This is a genomic window from Sphingomonas sp. 67-41 (genome assembly GCF_001899725.1).
Classification (GTDB): domain Bacteria; phylum Pseudomonadota; class Alphaproteobacteria; order Sphingomonadales; family Sphingomonadaceae; genus Sphingomonas; species Sphingomonas leidyi.
Window position 1 is genome coordinate 118,120 of the sequence record NZ_MKWJ01000004.1, and the last position, 19,629, is coordinate 137,748.

The 19,629-nt window shown below is 68.0% G+C and carries 14 protein-coding genes; 9 read left to right on the forward strand and 5 right to left on the reverse strand.

Features of this window, described 5'->3' with window-relative positions; translation table 11 throughout:
* The first annotated feature begins 21 nt into the window (after nt 1-21).
* From cydB to BGP17_RS02300, 3 genes are all read left to right on the forward strand, one after another.
* Complete coding sequence (gene cydB / locus BGP17_RS02290; RefSeq protein ID WP_167299217.1) at nt 22-1,167, forward strand: cytochrome d ubiquinol oxidase subunit II; 1,146 nt, start codon at nt 22-24, stop codon at nt 1,165-1,167.
* A gap of 12 nt (nt 1,168-1,179) precedes the next feature.
* A complete protein-coding gene (gene cydX, locus BGP17_RS02295) occupies nt 1,180-1,302 on the forward strand; it encodes a cytochrome bd-I oxidase subunit CydX (RefSeq protein WP_167299216.1) in 123 nt (40 codons plus the stop codon).
* Between the two features lie 105 nt (nt 1,303-1,407).
* Nucleotides 1,408-2,238, forward strand: a complete 831-nt coding sequence (locus BGP17_RS02300) for an alpha/beta fold hydrolase (protein ID WP_286710873.1) — start codon at nt 1,408-1,410, stop codon at nt 2,236-2,238.
* 36 nt (nt 2,239-2,274) lie between these two features.
* Here BGP17_RS02300 and paoC read toward each other — a convergent pair whose 3' ends face one another.
* From paoC to paoA, 3 genes are read right to left on the reverse strand one after another with little or no spacing between them, the layout of a single operon-like run.
* Nucleotides 2,275-4,479 carry an aldehyde oxidoreductase molybdenum-binding subunit PaoC gene (paoC, locus tag BGP17_RS02305; protein WP_286710874.1) on the reverse strand — a complete coding sequence of 735 codons (2,205 nt, stop codon included), beginning with the start codon at nt 4,477-4,479 and terminating at the stop codon, nt 2,275-2,277.
* Nucleotides 4,480-4,482: 3 nt separating this feature from the next.
* Nucleotides 4,483-5,433 carry an FAD binding domain-containing protein gene (locus BGP17_RS02310; protein WP_167299213.1) on the reverse strand — a complete coding sequence of 317 codons (951 nt, stop codon included), beginning with the start codon at nt 5,431-5,433 and terminating at the stop codon, nt 4,483-4,485.
* Nucleotides 5,430-6,077, reverse strand: coding sequence for an aldehyde dehydrogenase iron-sulfur subunit PaoA (gene paoA / locus BGP17_RS02315; RefSeq protein ID WP_286710875.1), 648 nt, complete (start codon nt 6,075-6,077; stop codon nt 5,430-5,432). The genes BGP17_RS02310 and paoA overlap by 4 nt, the downstream gene beginning before the upstream one ends.
* A gap of 472 nt (nt 6,078-6,549) precedes the next feature.
* On the opposite strand from paoA, the gene BGP17_RS02320 reads away from it, so the two are divergent.
* The 6 genes from BGP17_RS02320 (at nt 6,550) to BGP17_RS02345 (ending at nt 17,588) form a co-directional block, all read left to right on the forward strand.
* Nucleotides 6,550-8,856, forward strand: coding sequence for a beta-glucosidase (locus BGP17_RS02320; RefSeq protein ID WP_286710876.1), 2,307 nt, complete (start codon nt 6,550-6,552; stop codon nt 8,854-8,856).
* Nucleotides 8,857-8,945: 89 nt separating this feature from the next.
* Complete coding sequence (locus BGP17_RS02325) at nt 8,946-12,101, forward strand: TonB-dependent receptor domain-containing protein (protein WP_286710877.1); 3,156 nt, start codon at nt 8,946-8,948, stop codon at nt 12,099-12,101.
* A gap of 115 nt (nt 12,102-12,216) precedes the next feature.
* Complete coding sequence (locus BGP17_RS02330; RefSeq protein ID WP_286710878.1) at nt 12,217-13,755, forward strand: tryptophan halogenase family protein; 1,539 nt, start codon at nt 12,217-12,219, stop codon at nt 13,753-13,755.
* A complete protein-coding gene (locus tag BGP17_RS02335) occupies nt 13,752-15,293 on the forward strand; it encodes a tryptophan halogenase family protein (protein ID WP_286710879.1) in 1,542 nt (513 codons plus the stop codon). Before BGP17_RS02330 ends, BGP17_RS02335 begins: the two co-directional genes overlap by 4 nt.
* A complete protein-coding gene (locus tag BGP17_RS02340; protein ID WP_286710880.1) occupies nt 15,293-16,348 on the forward strand; it encodes a LacI family DNA-binding transcriptional regulator in 1,056 nt (351 codons plus the stop codon). Before BGP17_RS02335 ends, BGP17_RS02340 begins: the two co-directional genes overlap by 1 nt.
* A 34-nt stretch (nt 16,349-16,382) precedes the next feature.
* Nucleotides 16,383-17,588: an MFS transporter gene (locus BGP17_RS02345; RefSeq protein ID WP_286710881.1), complete on the forward strand. Its 1,206-nt coding sequence runs from the start codon at nt 16,383-16,385 to the stop codon at nt 17,586-17,588.
* A gap of 100 nt (nt 17,589-17,688) precedes the next feature.
* Here BGP17_RS02345 and BGP17_RS02350 read toward each other — a convergent pair whose 3' ends face one another.
* Both BGP17_RS02350 and BGP17_RS02355 read right to left on the reverse strand, forming a co-directional pair.
* Nucleotides 17,689-17,991 (reverse strand): hypothetical protein, encoded by a 303-nt coding sequence (locus BGP17_RS02350; RefSeq protein WP_167299208.1) that lies wholly within the window; start codon nt 17,989-17,991, stop codon nt 17,689-17,691.
* 20 nt (nt 17,992-18,011) lie between these two features.
* On the reverse strand, nt 18,012-19,514 hold the full coding sequence (locus tag BGP17_RS02355) for a L,D-transpeptidase family protein (protein ID WP_286710882.1): 1,503 nt from the start codon (nt 19,512-19,514) through the stop codon (nt 18,012-18,014).
* Nucleotides 19,515-19,629 lie beyond the last annotated feature (115 nt).

Here is a 19,629-nt window from a genome sequence, read left to right on the forward strand (position 1 = left end):
CCGGGGTTTTGGAGACAGACCATGTCCATCCCTCTCGATTTCGAAACGCTCCGCATCCTCTGGTGGCTGCTGCTCGGCGTGCTGCTGATCGGCTTCGCGCTGACCGACGGCTTCGACCTGGGGACGGCGGCGATGCTGCCCTTCGTCGCGAAGACCGACGAGGAGCGGCGGATGGTGATCAACACCATCGGCGCGACCTGGGAAGGCAACCAGGTGTGGTTCATCCTGGGCGGCGGCGCGATCTTCGCCGCGTGGCCCTTCGTCTATGCCGTCAGCTTCTCGGGCTTCTATCTCGCGATGTTCCTGGTGCTGTCGGCGCTGATATTGCGGCCGGTGGGCTTCAAATATCGTTCGAAGCGCCCGGACAAGGCGTGGCGGGAGCGCTGGGACTGGGCGCTGTTCGTCGGCGGCTTCGTGCCCGCGCTCGTCTTCGGCGTCGCGGTGGGCAATGTGATGAAGGGCATTCCCTTCCGCCTCGATAGCGATCTGCGCGCCTTCTACGAAGGCTCGCTGCTCGGGCTGTTCACGCCGTTCACGCTGGTGACCGGGCTGCTCTCGGTGGCGATGCTGGTGCTGCACGGCGCGGGCTGGCTGAGCCTGAAGGCCGAGGGCGTGGTGCTGGAGCGGGCGCGGCGCTGGGGGCAGGCGGCGGCGGTGCTGGCGCTGCTGCTGTTCGCGGCCGGCGGCGCGTTCGTCGCCTGGGGCGGTCTGGGCTACCGGCTGGACGGTATGGTCGATCCCGGCGGGCCGTCCAACCCGCGCTTCTCGACCACGGTGGCCGAGGGCGGCGCCTGGCTGCGCAACTATGGCGCGCATCCCTGGATGCTGCTCGCGCCGCTGCTCGGCTTCCTGGGTCCGGTGCTGGCGCTGCTCGGCATCCGCGCGCGCCGCGACGTGCTGGTGTTCGCCGGCTCGTCGCTGGCCAATATGGGGATCATCGCCACGGTGGGCCTGTCGATGTTCCCGTTCATCCTGCCGAGCTCGATCGACTCGCTTTCGAGCCTGACGGTGTGGAACGCCTCGTCGAGCCACGGCACCCTGTTCACCATGCTGGTGGTGACGGCGATCTTCCTGCCGATCGTCCTCGCCTATACGGCCTGGGCCTATCGCGTGATGTTCGGCAGGGTGACCGCGCAGGACGTGCGCACCAATCCCGACTTCTACTGAGGAGCGTTCGCCATGTGGTATTTCTCGTGGATCCTCGGCGTCGGCCTTGCCGTCGGCTTCGGCATCCTCAACGGGCTCTGGCACGAATTCCATTCGGAGCCGCTGCCGGAAGCGGCGGCGAGGGCCGAGGAATAGGCCAGGCAATGGCTGGCCGGGCGCGCGGGACCTGATAGAATTGCCCCGCCGGAATCGGCCATTGCCCGGTTCCGCCCGGCGCATCGCCATGCAGGAGACAGGACCATGGGCATTCTCAAGATCGCGGACGGCACCGAGCTCTTCTACAAGGATTGGGGGCCCCGCGACGCGCAGGCGATCTGGTTCCATCATGGCTGGCCGCTCTCGGCCGACGACTGGGACAACCAGATGATGTTCTTCCTGCTCAAGGGCTATCGCGTGATCGCGCATGATCGCCGCGGGCATGGCCGCTCCACCCAGACCGACACGGGCAATGAGATGGACACCTATGCCGCCGACGTCGCGGCGCTGGTCGAGCATCTGGACGTGCGCGGCGCGGTTCATATCGGCCATTCGACGGGCGGCGGCGAAGTCGCGCACTATGTCGCCCGGGCCAAGCCGGGGCGGGTGTCCAAGGCGGTGCTGATCGGCGCGGTGCCGCCGGTGATGCTGAAGAGCGAGAAGAATCCGGGCGGCCTGCCGATGGAGGTGTTCGACAATTTCCGCGAGCAGACCGCGTTCAATCGCGCGCAATTCTTCATCGATGTGCCGGCGGGCCCGTTCTACGGCTTCAACCGGCCGGGCGCGAAGGTGGACCAGGGCGTGATCGACAATTGGTGGCGCCAGGGCATGATGGGCGGGATCAAGGCGCATTACGACTGCGTCAAGGCGTTCAGCGAGACCGATTTCACCGAGGATCTGCAGAGGATCGACGTGCCGGTGCTGGTGATGCACGGCGACGACGACCAGGTCGTGCCCTATGCGGATTCCGCGCCGCTCTCGGCCAAGCTGCTGAAACAGGGCACGCTCAAGACCTATCCAGGCTATCCGCACGGCATGGCCACCACCCATGCCGCAGTGATCAACGCCGATCTGCTGGCCTTCATCCAGGGCTGACGGGCCGGGTTCCGGCGGGGAGGGGAACGCCCGGGCTCAGGCGAGCTCGGGCATTCCGGCCAGCAGCTTGTCGAGCGTGATCGGATAGTCGCGCACGCGCATCCCGGTGGCGTTGTGGATCGCATTGGCCACCGCCGCGCCGACGCCGCAGATGCCCAGCTCGCCCACGCCCTTGGCCTTCATCGGCGACGTGGTGGGATCGGCCTCCGCGAGGAAGATCACGTCCTGGTGGGGGATGTCGGCATGGACCGGCACCTCGTAGCCGGCCAGATCGTGGTTGACGAAGAAGCCGAAGCGCTTGTCGACCGCCAGTTCCTCCATCAGCGCGGCGCCGGCGCCCATGGTCATCGCGCCGATCACCTGGCTGCGCGCGGAGACCGGATTGAGGATGCGCCCCGCCGCGCACACGGCGAGCATGCGGCGGATGCGGATCTCGGCCGTCGCTGCGTCGACGCCGACTTCGACGAAATGCGCGCCGAAGGTGGATTGCTGATATTTCCTGGCCAGGTCGCCATATTCCATCGCGTCCTCGGCGACGAGTTCCCCGCCTTTCGCCGCCTCGGCCAGGGGCACGCTGCGCTTGCCGCTCTTCACCTTGCCGCCGGCAAACACTGCGTCGGCCGAGTTGAAGCCGAGCTTCTGCGCCACTGCCTCGCGCAGCTTCACACAGGCCGCATAGACGCCGGCGGTGGCGCTGTTCGCACCCCATTGCCCGCCCGATCCGGCCGAGACCGGGAAGCTCGAATCGCCCAGCCTCACCACCACCTTGTCGAGCGGCAGGCCCATCATCTCGGCAGCGGTCTGGGCGAGGATCGTGTAGGTTCCGGTGCCGATATCGGTCATGTCGGTCTCGACGGTGACGATCCCGCGCGCGTCGAGCCGCACCCGGGCGGCCGACTTCATGTTGATGTTGTTGCGAAACGCCGCGGCGACGCCCATGCCGACCAGCCAGCGGCCGTCGCGCACGCTGCCCGGCTTCGCGCGCCGGGCCCAGCCGAACTTCTCCGCGCCCGTCTGCAGGCACTGGTTGAGCTGGCGCTGCGAATAGGGGCGGCCGGGATTCTCGGGATCGACCTGGGTGTCGTTCAGCACGCGGAAGGCGACCGGGTCGAGGCCGAGCTTCTCGGCCATCTCGTCGATCGCGATCTCGAGCGCCATCATGCCCGGCGCCTCGCCCGGCGCACGCATCGCATTGCCCTCGGGCAGGTCGAGCACCGCGAGCCGCATCGCGGTCATCCGGTTGGCGCCGGCATAGAGCAGCTTGGTCTGCCCGGTCGCCGTCTCCGGGCCGCCGCCGGGAAGGTCGCCCGACCAGCTCTCATGCCCGATCGCGACCAGCTTGCCGTCGCGCGTCGCGCCCAGGCGGATGCGCTGGATCGTCGCGGGGCGGTGCGGCGTGTTGTTGAACATGAAGGGCCTGGGCAGGGCGACCTTCACCGCCCGGTTCGCCGTCCGGGCGCCCAGCGCCGCCAGCACCGCGTCGGCGCGGATGAACAGCTTGCCGCCGAACCCGCCGCCGATGAAGGGCGAGCGCATCCGCACCTTCTCGCGCGGGATGCCGAGCGTCTTCGCCATGTCGCCCACCGACCAGGCGATCATCTGGTTGGCGGTCCACAGATCGAGCCGGTCGCCGTCCCACGCCGCGATCGTCGCGTGCGGCTCCATCATCGCATGGGCATGGTCGGGCGTGGTGTAGGTCGCGTCGAGCTGCACCGGGGCGGCGGCAAAGGCGCCGGCAAAGTCGCCATGGCCGCTGTCGGCCGGGCCGTTGAACCCGCCTTCGGGCGGCTTGCCGGCGCCGTCCTTCGCCGCGGCGAGATCGTAGCGGCCCTTGTCGCGGGCATAGTCGACCCGGATCAGCGCGGCGGCGGCGCGCGCCTGTTCGAACGTCTCGGCGACGACGATCGCCACGGCCTGGTGATAATGCTCGATCTCCGGGCCGCCGAGCAGTTTCGCCGTGTTGAAATTGCCCTTGCCGAGCTTGCCGGCATTCTCCGCGGTGACGATGGCGAGCACGCCGGGCGCCGCGCTGGCATCGCGCAGGTCCATGCCCGTGAGGCGCCCCTTGGCGATCGCCGAGCCGAGGATGAAGCCATAGGCAGGGTCGGGCGCGTCGTGATGCTCATAGGCATAGGGCGCGGAACCCGTGGTCTTGAGCGGGCCGTCGATGCGCGGCGTGGGCTTGCCGATCACCTTCAGCTGGTCGATCGGATTGGTGCCGGCGGGCGTGTCGAACTTCATGGCTCAGCCCCTCGCTTCGGCAATGGCGGCGGCGAGCGTGCGTTCGGCCAGCACCAGCTTGAACCGGTTCTGCTCGGTGGGCGTGGCGCCCGCAAGGACTGCTGCCGCCACGGCGCGAGCGCCGCGCGGCATTTCGGCCTCCGCCGCCTCGACGCGCCATGGCCGGGGTGCGACACCGCCGAACGCGACCCGGCCGGTGCCGTCCTTCTGGAGGATCGCGCCCACCGAGACGAGCGCGAAGGCATAGGAAGCCCGGTCGCGCACCTTGTGATAGATGTGCGTGCCGCCGACCGGCCGGGGGAGAGTCACCGCGGTGATCAGCTCGCCCGGCGCAAGCGGGTTCTCGACGTTCGGCGTGTCGCCCGGCAGCGTGTGGAATTCGGCGATGGGGATGGCGCGGGCGGTGCCGTCGGCGCGTACCGTCTCCACCACTGCGTCGAGCGCGCGCATCGCCACCGCCATGTCGCTCGGATGGGTGGCGATGCACGCTTCGCTGGTGCCGATCACGCCAAGGCCGCGATTCACCCCGCCGATCGCCGCGCAGCCGCTGCCGGGGCTGCGCTTGTTGCAGGGCTGGTTGGTGTCGTAGAAATAAGGGCAGCGGGTGCGCTGCAGCAGGTTGCCCGCCGTTGTCGCCTTGTTGCGCAGCTGGCCCGACGCGCCCGCGACGAGCGCGCGGGAGAGCAGGGCATAGTCCTTGCGGACGCGCCCGTCGGCGGCGAGATCGGTGTTGCGCACCAGCGCGCCGATGCGCAGCCCGCCCTCTGTCGTCGCCTCGATCCGGTCGAGCCCCAGATGGTTGACGTCGACCAGATGGGTCGGCGTCTCGATCTGCAGCTTCATCAGGTCGAGCAAATTGGTGCCGCCCGCGATGAAGCGGGCGCCCTGGGTGCGGCCGACGATCGCAGCGGCCTCGGCCGGCGAGCCGGCGCGCTGATAGCTGAACGCCTTCATGCCTTCCTCCGGGCGGCGACTTCGGCGATCGCCTCGACGATGTTGGAATAGGCGCCGCAGCGGCAGAGGTTGCCGCTCATCCGCTCGCGGATCTCGTCGCCGCTCATCGCCGGCTTGCCCGCAATGTCGCCGGTCGCGTGGCTGGGGATGCCCGCGCGGATCTCGTCGAGCATCGCAACCGCCGAGCAGATCTGGCCCGGCGTGCAATAGCCGCATTGATAGCCGTCATGCTTGACGAAGGCAGCCTGCATCGGATGCAGGCTGTCGGGCGTGCCCAACCCCTCGATGGTGGTGATCGCATCGCCTTCGTGCATCACCGCGAGGCTGAGGCAGGAATTGATCCGCCGCCCATCGACGATCACCGTGCAGGCGCCGCACTGGCCATGGTCGCAGCCCTTCTTGGTGCCGGTCAGGCGGAGATGCTCGCGCAGCGCGTCGAGCAGGGTGGTGCGCGTGTCGAGCTCCAGGGTGTGCGGCTTGCCGTTCACCGTGAAGCCGACCTTGGCCATTACCGGCGCCCCGGTGCCTGCCGAGGCCACCGCTCGCGCTCCGGCGGCGGGAGGCGCGGCGCTGGCCGCCACCGATGCCGCGCCGCCGATCAAGACGCCGCGCCGCGAGAGTTCGAAATCGCCTGGTCCATGCATATCGGCCTCTGCTCCCCTTGAAGCTGGCGCGTGCCCTGAGACGGTCGGGTCATGCCCTGTTCCTCGGGGTTCTAGCGCGAACAACGATCCAGGCAAATTCTCGCGCATCGGGGTGCCCGATGCACGGCGCCGCCGCGGGGGCCAGCCGATGTCCCGTTCCGCTTTCGTCCTTCCCGCGCAGGCGGGAATCCATAGCCTGCCCAAGCCCCCCACAGCCGCGATGAAACAAAATTGAGAACGTTCTTGAGAACGCTCTCAATCTATGCTCTAACCATCGGATCGGAGCAAAAGACTCCGTAAACGATAGAGGGGTGTTGGAACAGGCTGCCGTGCGCGCCATGCTGCGCTGTCGGCGCGTTCCGTCGCTGAAACCGACAGCGTTGTCGGAAAAGCTCCCCCAGGTTGGATCGGATGAACTGGCATGCCTTCGGGCATGCGCGGCGCCGTTGCACGCGCCGAAGGGGAGAGGGTAATGCTGATCAGCCTGCGGCACGTGGCGCGCTCCATGGCGTTGCTCGCCACCACCGCGCTTGCCGGGACGATGACGGGCGCGCACGCGCAGGATCCCGTCGCTCCCGCCGCACCCTCGAACGAAGCCCGCCCGTCCGCGGATCCCGCCGCGCGCCCCTGGGCCGATGCCAGGCTGCCGGCGGCGGCGCGCGCGGAGGCGCTGCTTGCGGCGATGACGCTCGAGGAGAAGCTGGGTCTCGTCTATACTTGGTTCCCGCCGCTGGCGAAGGATCCGGCGGCACCGAGCGACATGATCCCCTCGGCCGGCCAGCAGGCGGCGATTCCGCGCCTGGGCATTCCGGCGCTGCGCGAGACCGATGCCAGCCTGGGCGTCGCCAACCAGGTCGAGCAGCGCAAGGGGGATACCGCAACCGCACTGCCTTCGGGCCTGGCGCTGGCCGCGAGCTTCGATCCCAAGCTCGCCTATGAGAGCGGCGCGATGATCGGCGGCGAGGCGCGGGCCAAGCGCTTCAACGTCATGCTGGCGGGCGGCATCAACCTGACGCGCGATCCCTGGGGCGGCCGCAACTTCGAATATCTGGGCGAGGACCCGCTGCTCGCCGGCGTGATCGCCGGGGAATCGATCAAGGGCATCCAGTCGAACCACATCGTCTCGACGATCAAGCATTTCGCCCTGAACGCACAGGAGACCGGCCGCTTCGTGATGGACGCGCGGATCGGCGAGGCGGCGTTGCGGGAAAGCGACCTGCTCGCCTTCCAGCTCGCGATCGAGCGCGGCAAGCCGGGCTCGGTGATGTGCGCCTATATGTCCGTCAATGGCGACTTCGCCTGCGAGAACGACTTCCTGCTCAATACCGTGCTCAAGCAGGACTGGGCCTATCCGGGTTGGGTGATGTCCGATTGGGGGGCGGTGCATTCCACCGTGAAGGCCGCGCGCAACGGGCTGGACCAGCAATCGGGCGGCGAGCTCGACACGCATTCCTTTTTCCGCGCCGACCTGAAACAGGCAGTGGCGAGCGGCGCGCTGCCGATGGCGCGGCTGGACGACATGGCCCGCCGCGTCCTGAACGGCATGTTCGCCACCGGGGTGATGGACGCGCCGGTGGTCGATGCGCCGCAGCCGATCGACCATGCGCGGAACGCCGAAGTCGCGCAGCGCGCCGCCGAGGCGGGGATCGTGCTGCTCAAGAACGACAGGGACATATTGCCGCTCGCCCGGACGGCGAAGCGCATCGTCCTGATCGGCGGCCATGCCGATGTCGGCGTGCTTTCGGGCGGCGGCTCGTCGCAGGTCCGCTCGGTCGGCGGCGCACCGATCGAGATACCCCTCAAGGACGGCCCGGCCGCGTCGTTCGTGCGCGTGACCTGGCACGCGTCGTCGCCGCTCGCGGCGATCCGTGCGCTGGCCCCCAGGGCGCGCGTCGATTTCGTCGATGGCAGCAACCCCGAAGCTGCCGCCGCGGCGGCGAGGAACGCGGATCTGGCGATCGTCTGGGCGACGCAATGGACCACCGAGGCCGAGGACCCCGAGACGATCGACCTGGCCGGCAACCAGAATGCAGTGATCGCCGCAGTCGCCGCCGCCAATCCGCGCACCGCCGTGGTGCTCAACACCGGGGGCCCGGTGCTGATGCCCTGGCTCGACAAGGTGCCGGCGGTGCTCGCCGCCTGGTATCCGGGCCAGCGTGGCGGCGAAGCGGTGGCGCGGGTGCTGTTCGGCGAGGTCAATCCTTCGGGGCGCCTGCCGATCACTTTCCCCGCCGCGATCGACCAGGCGCCGCGCCCCGCGGTGCCCGGCTTCGACCAGGTCAAGGCCTTGCCCGATCGCGGACAGGATGCGCGGGCGATCAAGCCCTTCGCGGTCGAGTATCGCGAAGGTTCGGACGTCGGCTATCGCTGGTATGCCCGCCAGGGCCATCGCCCGGCTTTCCCCTTCGGCTATGGCCTCAGCTACACGCGCTTCGGCTATGCGAACCTCACGGTGGAGGGGGGCGAGGCACTCAAGGTCAGCTTCGACGTGACCAATCGCGGCAAGCGCGAAGGGGCCGATGTGCCGCAACTCTATGTGACGCCGGCCACGGGCCGCCGCCCGCTGCGCCTGGCCGGCTTCGAGCGCGTGACGCTCAAGCCCGGCGAGACGCGCCGGATCACCCTGATCGCCGAGCCGCGCATCGTCGCGGACTATGACGTCGCGCAGCCCGGATGGCGCGTGGCGGCGGGAACCTATCGTGTCGCGATCGCGCGGGACGCCGGCCAACCGGTGCTCACGGGCGCGGCGGATTTGCAGGAGCGCCGGCTGGCGCCCTGAGACGACAGCACCGGGTGAGGCGCGCGTAGATGCGTCGGGGTGCAGAACAGAGTGGGAGGACAATGGGAATGAAGGGACTATCCAGTTTGATGGCCGGCTTGCTGGCATCGACCGCCCTGGTCGCGCCGGCATGGGCCCAGGACGCGGTCGCGCCGCAGGATGCGGGGGCCGATCAGGGTGAGGAGATCGTCGTCACCGGCATCCGCGCGTCGCAGGCCAAGGCGATCAACATCAAGCGCAACGAGACCGCGATCGTCGATGCGATCTCCTCGGAGGACATCGGCAAGCTGCCCGACGTCACCGTGGTGGACGCGCTGCAGCGCATCTCGGGCGTGCAGATCAAGCGCGACGCCGGCGAGGGTTCGAGCGTCAACATCCGCGGCCTGCCCCAGGTGATCACGCTGCTCAACGGCGAGCAGTATCTGAGCCCGGGCAATCTCGGCACCGCGCAGCCGAACCTGAACGACATCCCCGCGCAGCTGATGAATGCAGTGGTGGTCTACAAGTCGCAGGACCTGCGCAACGCGCTGTCGGGCATCTCCGGTACCGTCGACCTGCGCACCCGCCGTCCGTTCGACCTGAAGAACGGCCTGACCCTGGCCAACCAGGTCGAATATTCGCGTGGCGACTATACCAAGAAGAACGACTATCTGATCAGCGGCCTGCTGAGCTGGCGTAACGACACGATCGGCGTGATGGTCGGCGCCACGCAGAGCAAGGCCCATCTCGGCAACAACTATGCCGGTATCGGCGGCAGCCCGTTCGGCAACAACGACTGGGGCGGCACGGGCCCCAACTGGATCGCGCCGCACGGCTATGAGCTGTTCAGCCGCGAAGTGGAGCGCAACCGCTTCGGCATCAACGGCGCGGTGCAGCTGAAGTTCGCCGAGGGCTGGACGCTGACCGGCGAAGTCTTCCACACCGAGCTGGTCGAGCATAACCGGGCGGCGGGCGTGAACATCTCGAACCGCTGGAACGGCCTGACCTGGACGACGCCGACCCAGTCGACCTCCACGGGCCAGATCGGTGCGAACCAGCAGCCCTGGCTCGACGTCGACCAATATGACCTCAATGTGTGGTGGTTCAATTCCTTCTCGGTGAACCGCACCGCTCGCGAGAAGTCGACCAACTACAACCTGGAACTCGACTATGATACGGGCGGTCCGTTCAAGTTCACGGCGCGGGCGCTGCGCTCGGATGCGAAGCTGCGCAGCATGAACGGGCAGGTGCAGGGCGACCTGAGCAACTGGCGCGCGGGCAACCGGGCGTTCACGCTGTTCCGCAATCCGAACGACCTGACGCGCGGGCCCTTCTATCCGGCGAACATCGCGGCGCAATATCCGGCCTCGCGCTATACCAACAACGTGGTCGGCGCGAACGGCGGCCGCTACATCGACCCGAACCCGCTGGGCTATGGCCAGGATCCGCTGCTGCACCTCGACCTGCGCGGGCAGAACCCGGTGCTGAGCGGCTTCGACACGCCGATCTCGGGCGGGCTGGGCGCCGGCAAGTCGCTCAAGGACTATATGGCCAATCTCGACAGCTATGCCGTCGCGGCCTTCTCGTCCGAGGGCAATCAGGAGAATACGTCGGATCTCGGCGTGTTCCGCGCCGATGGCAGCTACGAGTTCCAGGGCGGCGGCCTGTTCGGCCTGCTGAACCGCGTCGACGTGGGCGTGCGCCGCTCGGATCGCTCGACCCAGATCAAGAACTTCCACCTGTTCTCGAACTTCTATGGCGGCAACGGCGCCGCCACCGCCGCGGGCTGCTCGGCGCAGTGGAAGGCGATCGACGTGGTGATGGACAACCCGCAATGCTCGGCGGGCGAGATGGTGTCGAACCCGGGCTACAATGCGGGGCTGCCGCTGGCGACTTCGCCTTCGAACTGCGGCGCATCGGCGGCCAACACGCCGACCTGCTTCCAGGGCTATACCGTCAACCGGCCGACCAAGCTGAATGCCTATAACAACGTCTATTTCCAGACGAACTGGGGCGGCGTGGTCAACGGCATGCCGGGCATGTGGGTGGTCAATCCCAAGGACTTCGACGACATCAAGTCGTTCATGACGCGCGTGTTCGGCGGTGCCGACGAAGTCATCGTCCCGGGCAACACCTATGACGTCGACCTGATCGAGGAGAGCGCCTACATCAACACCAACTGGAAGCGCGGAGGGTTCAAGGCCGATATCGGCGTGAAGGTCATCAAGACCAGCATCGACGTGAAGCAGAACCTGACCGGCGATACCCGGGCCTATGGCGACACCAACCTCGACGTCGGCGACAGCGTAACCCGTCGCAGCTATACCGACTGGCTGCCGACGGTGACCCTGTCCTACGACGTCACCGACAATATCCGCATCCGCGCGGCCTTCGCCAAGACGATGATCCCGCTGGATCTCGGCAATTATGGCGGCGGCCTGAAGATCAACACCGCGGATTCGCAGGGGCCGAACCCGACGAACCCGACTGCGGCGCCGCTCGGCGTCCGCCAGGTGACGAGCGCGAATGCGAGCGGCAACCCCTATCTGAACCCGTGGCGCTCGAACAATTACGATCTCAGCCTGGAATATTATCTGGGCCGCGCCTCGATGCTCAACATCGGCCTGTTCAAGCTCAACATCGACAGCTTCGTGACTACCGCGACGCAGATGATCGGCCGCTATCCGGATGCCGACGGCGTGATCCGCCGCACGGTGCCGGTGACGCAGCCGATCCAGGGCGCAGGCGGCAACCTGCAGGGCGTGGAAGCGGGCGCCAAGCTGGCCTTTACCGACCTGTTCCCGAACGTGCCGTTCCTGCGCAACTTCGGCATCGACGCCAACTACACCTTCTCCGACTCCTCGCAGTCGGCACGAGGTCTCGATGGCAAGAAGCTGCCTTTCCAGGATAATTCCAAGCACCAGATCAACCTGGTCGGTTGGTATCAGGACCACATCTTCCAGGTCCGCGTCGCGTGGAACCACCGCACGCCGCGCCTTGCGAACATGGGCCTGGGCTATGATGTGAACCCGGATCCGGACATCACCGACCAGCGCAACATCCCGGTGATGCAGGACACGAGCAACTATGTCGACGTGAACCTGACCGCGAACATCAACAGCCAGTTCGCGATCTACGGCAACGTCTCGAACCTGCTGGGCGAACGCGAACGCTATTACTTCCAGTTCGACAAGGATTCGAAGCAGTTCCATTCGCAGAACCGTTTCGAGCCGCGTTACTCGGTGGGCGTGCGCTACCGTTTCTAAGAGCCAACCCTCCTGGGCCGGCGGTCTTCCCGGGCCGCCGGCTCATTTTTCCCCGGGAGCAGGATCGGCGCGGTTTCGCTTGCGGACCCGAGGCCGGGACGATCAGAATGACACGATGAAGCATGGGGGCATGGCCAGCGGCGCGATCGAGCGTGTCGTCATCGTCGGCGGGGGCACCGCCGGGTGGATGGCGGCGGCCGCGCTGGGCGCATATCTGGCGGGGGCGGGCACCCGGATCACCCTGATCGAAAGCTCGGAGATCGGGACGATCGGCGTCGGCGAGGCGACGATCCCCACCATTCGCCGCTTCTACGCCGCGCTCGGCATGACCGATGCCGAAGTGATGCGCGCCTGCGAGGCGACCGCCAAGCTCGGCATCCGCTTCGTCGACTGGAAGCCCGGCACCAGCTTCGTCCACCCCTTTGGCCGCTTCGGGCAGGACCTGCGCGGCATCGACTTCCACCAATATTGGCAGAAGGCGCGCCAGGCCGGCCGCGCCGCGCCGCTGGAGGAATATTCGCTGGGCGCGATGCTCGCACGCGAAGGCCATGCCAGCGTGCCGCTGCCCAATCCGCCCAGCCAGCTCTCGGTGTTCGACTGGGCGCTCCATTTCGACGCCGCACGTTTCGCTGCGCACATGCGCGCCTATGCCGAGCGTGCGGGGGTGGCGCGCATCGATGCGCGCATCACCGATGTGACGCTCCACGGCGAGACCGGTTTCATCGAAGCGGTGACGCTCGACAGCGGCGAGCGCGTAGCGGGCGACCTGTTCGTCGATTGCTCGGGCTTTCGCGGCCTGCTGATCGGCGAGGCGCTGGGCACGCCCTATCGCGACTGGTCGCACTGGCTGCTGTGCGACGGCGCCTTTGCGGTGCAGAGCGAGCGGGTGGGCGAGCCGCCCAGCTGCACCACCGTCACCGCGCGCACTGCCGGCTGGCAATGGCGCATCCCGCTGCGCAGCCGCGAAGGCAACGGCCTCGTCTTCGCGAGCGATTTCCAGGGCGACGACGAGGCGCGGGCCGAACTGCTCGCCAACATCCCCGGCGCGCCGACCATGGAGCCGCGCCGCCTGCGCTTCACGCCGGGCCGGCGCGAAGTCGCATGGGCGAGGAACTGCGTCTCGCTCGGCCTGGCCTCGGGATTTCTGGAGCCGTTGGAATCGACCAGCATCGCGCTGATCGAGACCGGCATCGAGCGGCTGAAGCAGCTCTTCCCCGACAAGGGCTTCGATCCGGCGGTGATCGCCGAATACAACGCCCAGTCCGCCGAGGAGATGGAGCGCGTTCGCGACTTCATCCTCCTCCATTACCATCTGAGCACGCGCGACGGCCCGTTCTGGCAGGCCTGTCGCGAGATGACGCTCCCGGACAGCCTGGCCGCCAAGCTGGAGCTTTGGCGCGCGCGGGGCGCCTTCCTGCGCTATCGCTGGGAGATGTTCTCGCCCGCATCCTGGCTGGCCATCTATGGCGGGTTCGAGCATCTGCCCGAGCGGCTCGATCCCGGCGTCGCCGCGGTCGGCACGGACGAACTCGCGCAGGGGCTGGAGCAGATGCGCGCCGCCATCGCCCGTACCGTCGCCGATACGCCCACCCATTCCGAATTCCTCGCGACGGTCGATGGCGCCGCTGCCGAGCCCATGAGGACATCCGCATGAACAATCCGGACGCACTGCGCAAGGTCTGCATCGTCGGCGGCGGCACTGCCGGCTGGATCGCCGCTGCGGTGATGGCGCATCACATGAAGGGCAGGCTGTTCGAGATCGAGCTGGTGGAAAGCGACGATATCGGCACGATCGGCGTGGGGGAAAGCACGATCCCGCCCTTCATGGAGCTGATCGCCAAGCTCGACATCGACGAGCAGGACTTTGTCCGCCAGGTCCAGGCGAGCTTCAAGCTCGGCATCGAGTTCAAGGACTGGTTTCGCAAGGACGAGAGCTATTTCCACCCGTTCGGCGATGTCGGCCAGCGCGTGGAGCTCAGCGACTTCTACCAATGCTGGCGCAAGGCGACGCTTGCGGGGCATGATTTCCCGCTCCAGGATTTCGCGCCCGCCACGGTGATGGCGCATGCGGGGCGCTTCATGCTGCCGTTCAAGGCGCGGAACACGCCGATCGCCGGCGCATCCTATGCGCTGCACGTCGATGCCAAGCGCGTCGCCCAGTTCCTGCGCGGCCATGCCGAGGCGCGCGGCGTGAAGCGTACCGAAGGGATCGTCACCGATGTCGCGCTCGACGCTCGCGGCTTCGTCTCGACGCTGACGCTCAAGGACGGTCGCACGATCGACGCCGACTTCTTCATCGATTGCTCCGGCTTCCGGGCGCTGCTGATCGAGAAGGCGCTCGGCAGCGGCTATACCGACTGGTCGAACTATCTGTTCTGCGACCGCGCGATCGCCGCGCAGACGGAGAATGTCGGTCCGCCGCGCCCCTATACGCTGGCCGAGGCGCAGGACGCCGGCTGGCGCTGGCGCATCCCGCTCCAGCACCGCACGGGCAACGGCCATGTCTATTCCTCGGAGTTCATGAGCGACGAGGAGGCGACGCGAATCCTGCTGGAGAAGGTGGAGGGCGAAGTGGTCGCCGGGCCGATGGTGGTGCCGTTCAGGACCGGCGTGCGCGAGAAGATCTGGCATCGCAACGTGCTGGCGATCGGCCTGTCCTCGGGCTTCATCGAGCCGCTGGAATCGACGGCGATCCACCTGATCTATCGCGGGATGGACTTCTTCTTCCGCTTCCTGCCCGATCGCCACTGCGATCCGGCGCTGGCGGACGAATATAACCGCCGCATGGTGGCGGACTATACCGAGATCCGCGACTTCATCGTGCTCCATTATTGCACCACCGCGCGCGACGACACGCCCTTCTGGCGCAAATGCCGCGACATGGACTGGCCGGACAGCCTGAAGGAACGGGTGGAGCTGTTTCGCAGCAACGGCACGCTTCGCGAGGGGCTCGACGAGCTGTTCCGCTCGGTCAGCTGGTTCTCCGTGCTGGAGGGCATGGGCATTCGCCCGCGCACCTACCACCCGCTGGTCGACCGGATCGACGAGGCGATGCTCTATGCGGGGCTCGACAAGGCGCGCGAGCAGCTTGCCGGCTTCGTCCGGCAACTGCCGACCCAGCAGCAGTTCATCGACGCACATTGCCGTGCCGAGAAGGTGGATCTGACCCGTCCCGTCATGGCCGGGGTCTGATGCAGAAGAAACGCGCGATCACGATCAAGGACGTGGCGGCCGAGGCGGGAGTCTCGCTGCAGACGGTGAGCCGCGTCATCAACAAGGGCCCCAACGTCACTGCGCCGGTTCAGGATCGGGTGCGGGCGGCGATCGACAAGCTGGGCTATGTCCCCAGCCTCGCCGCGCGGCGGCTGGGCGGCTCGCGTTCCTATCTGATCCTCGCCTTCAACGACGAGCGGCCGACACTCGAGGGCTGGCAGTCGCGGCGCGGCAACGACTGGGTCGACCAGATGCTCTATGGCGGCATGCTCAAATGCGCCGAGCATGGTTATCGCATGCTGTTCGAGCTGGTGGATTCGCATTCCGACCAGCTCGAGGCACAGGTCCGGGCCGCGCTCTCCGCGCTTCACCCCGATGGCGTGATCCTGACGCCGCCGCACAGCGAGGACGACCGGATCACCGATCTCCTCCACCAGGGCGGCCTAATCTTCGCGCGGCTGGGCTCGCACCGCGAAGGCGAGGGCTTTGCAGTGTACATGGACGACGAGGCGGCAGCGCGCCGCGCGACCGAGCATCTGCTCGACCTTGGCCATACGCGCATCGCCTATGTCCAGGGGCATCCCGAATATGCGATGAGCCCGGATCGCCTGCGCGGTTTCACCGATGCGATCGAGGCGCGCGGGCTGCGCGTGGATCCCGCCTATCTCCAGCCCGGCGATTTCACCTACGAAGCCGGGATCGCGGCGCTCAACACGCTCGCCGCGCTCGAATCGCCGCCCAGCGCGGTGCTCGCGAGCAGCGACGAAATGGCGCTGGGCGTACTCCATGCCGCCGGGCCGCTCGGCCTGTCGGTTCCCGGCGATCTCTCGGTGGTGAGCTTCGACGATACGCCGACAGTGCGGATGAGCGTGCCCGCGCTCACTGCGATCCGCCAGCCGATCGCGGCGATGACGGCCAAGGCCGCCGAGCTGCTGATCGAAAGCAAGACCCGCGGCGACCCGCCCGGCAATGGCCGCTTCCTGCTTCCCTTCGATTTCGTCGTCCGTGCCTCTACCGCGCCGCCGCGGCGTTGACTTGGCTCCGGCCGGCGGCGATGCTCCGCCGTCCATGCGCAGCTTCGTCTCGCCCGGCCGCGGTTTCATCCTGCTCTATGCGCTGGCCTATGCGGGCATGTTCGTCAGCTTCATGCCGTTCGTCATGGTGCTGTTGCCGTTGAAGGCGGCGCAGGCGGGGGGCGGCCATGCGGTGCAGCTCCTCAGCGCCGGCGCGCTGGGCGGCGCGGCGGTGGCCAGCTTCGCCAATATCCTGTTCGGCGCGCTGAGCGACCGCACGCGGCGGTTGCGCGGCACCCGGCGGCCCTGGGTGACGATGGGGCTGGGGGTGCTCAGCGCCTCCTATGGCCTGTTGCTGGTCGCGGCCGATCCAGTGAGCCTGTTGTTCGCCGTCGCCTGCATCCAGATCGGGATCAACATGATGTTCGCGCCGATCGCCGCGGTGATGGCGGACGAGATACCGGATGCGCAGAAGGGCATGGTCGCCGGCCTCACCGGTGTCTCGCATCCGATCGGCGCGATGTCGGCGGTGCTGATCACGCTGCCCGGGCTGGGCGGCGATGCCATGCGCTATGCGCTGCTCTGCCTGTTGTTCGTCGGGCTCACCGCGCCGTTCCTGCTCCTCGCCCGCGAAGGCGCCGCCCTGCCGCCGCCGCCGCCCGGGCCGCAGCGCGAGCTCCGCCGTTTCGATTTCATCCTCGCCTGGGCCTCGCGCATCCTGTTCCAGGTCGCCGGCAATGGCCTGTCCACCTATGGCTTCTACTATTTCCTCTCGGTGCTGGACCGGGAGGACATCAGCAAGACCAGCGTGGAGGCCAATCCGATCGTCGCGACGATGACCGGTTCCACCATCGTCGCGGTGCTGCTGACGGTGCTGGCGGGGCGCCTTTCGGATCGAATGATGCGGCGCAAGCCCTTCCTCGCCGCCGGAGCGCTGGCGATGGCGGCGGGGCTCGGCGTCATGGCGTTCGCGGGCAATTGGGGCGTGGCGGCGGCGGGGCATGCGCTGGCGCTGTCGGGGCTCAGCGTGTTCCTGGCGATCCATTCGGCGATCGCGATGCAGCTGCTGCCCAATCCGGGGCATCGCGGCCGCGACCTGGGCATCCTCAACCTCACCAACACCCTGCCGGCGATGGTCGCGCCGCTGCTGGCGCTGGCGCTGGCGCCGGAGAAGACCGGCTATACGCTGTGGCTGCTGATCCTCGCGCTCGGCACGCTGGCCGGCGGCGCGGTGTCGCTCTGCATCCGGACGCAGGACTAGGCCGGGGCCGCATATTCGCTTCCGTCATCCCCGCAAGGGCGAGGGCGGCGGTGGACGACAATGAGGGGCGGGCACCGGCGGCACCCGCCCTTCCTGTCGCTCAGTGCGCCGGCTCGCCCGCGCTCGAATTGCGGTCGACCTTGGCGGTCATGCCCGTCGCGTCGGCGTCGTCCTGGGTCTGCGCATCGGGGGAGAGGTCGGCGACCGGCGGCGGATTGGTGGCGACGTTGGTCACTGCCGGCGTCTCGACCGGCTGGTCGATCGTGACGTTGGTGAACGTCTCGGGCTCGCCGATATTCGCGACGATGGTCTCGTTCGCGCTCGTGTCTTCCGGCTTGCTGCCCGAGCAGGCGGCGAGCGCCAGGCCGGCAACGGCGATCAGTGCGAGGGTACGGGTCTTCATTTCGGTCATTTCCCCTTTTCTCAACGTGCGGAAACGGCGGCAGCCGTAATCGCGGAGCGTTTCTCGATCTTTGCTGCGAGATCCTTGTCCCAGCCATAGGGATCACCGCGGAAGTTCATCGTGCCGTTCGCATTGGCGAAGGCGGTCCAGTAGAGCAGATAGACCGAGACCTGGTCCTGCTCCTGCAGAGTCACGCGCAGCGTGTCGCCCTTGGCGAGCGCGGCGTTGATCTGGTCGGGCTGCCAGTTCGGATCGTTGCGCAGCAGCAGTTGCGCCAATGGGCCCGGCTTCTCAAGCCGCACGCAACCATGGCTGGCCAGCCGGCTGAAGCTGGCGAAAGTCGATTGCGACGGGGTGTCGTGCAGATACACGGCATAATTGTTCGGGAAGTCGAACTTGTAGCGGCCGAGCGCGCTCTTCGGGCCGGGCTGCTGCTGCAGGCGGCGGTTCGCGCCGGTGCCGATGATCTTGTAGCCCTGCGCCTTCAGCGCGGCCTCGCCCTTGGGCCACAGTTCCTTGGCGGCGATGCCGGTGGGCACGTTCCAGGGCGGATTGAGCACGATCGAGTGGATCTTCGACTGGAGCATCGGCGTCTCGTTGCCGGGGCGGCCGGTGACGGCCTTCATCGACGCGATCGGGGCATCGCCCTCGAACACGGTGAGCACGGCGGCGGCGATGTTCACCTGGATGCGCTTGGCGGGCAGCTCGCTCGGCAGCCAGCGCCAGCGCTCCATGTTCGCCATGATCTGGCCAACCCGGTCCTGCGCCGGCACGTTGAGCGCGGCAAGCGTGCCCGACGAGACCACGCCGGTGGGGTTGAGCCCGTAGCGGCGCTGGGCGCGCACCACCGCGTCCTTCAGCTCGGCGTCGAACTTGTCGCCGGTGGCGATCGCCTGCGGATCCTCCACCGCCAGCCGCTTGCGCAGCGCTGCCACGCGCGCGCCGCTCGCGCCCACCGCGAGGTCCGGCCCCGCGGCGAGCTTCTGCCAGCCGCCGGCCGCCACGATCTTGCGATAGGTGGCGAGGCCCTTCTGCAGCGTGTCATAGCCGGCCCAGGGCGGGGGCAGGTCGCGCAGCCAGGCGCCGACGCGGTTCTGCTTCACGGCCTCGGCAAAGGCGGGCAGGGGATCATAGGCGGCGGGGCGCAGGCCCCAGTTCGGGTCGAAGTCGCTTTCGGCCAGGCGGCCCGAATGGACCGCGCGGGCATAGTCGAGCGCCGCCCGCACCAGCGTCTCGCTGTCCTTGAAGCCGGGCGCGGGATCGCCGACCCGGCGCAGGCCCTGGGCGAAGCCGGCCTCGTTGAGGATCGGCGCGAGTTCGGCCGCCTGCGCCGCCGTAAGCACCGGCAGCACCACCGGCGGATTGGGGACGAACGGCGGCACGGGCACCGCCTGGAGCGTGGGGGTCGGCGTGGTCTGCGGCGCGGGAGCGACCTGTTGCGCGACGACGGGCGCCGCTATCCCGGCAAGCGCCGCAGTCCATGCGGCCCGGCGGGCCACCCGGCCCGAAAACACTTTGGTCACTCGCAAATCTCCTCCGCGGCCGCCCTGAGGCCGGGCGACCTGAATCGCCACCTGCTATTAAGCCAAACCGGGCGCACGTGGCGAGCGTCGAATTTACACGATGCGACGACGTGCC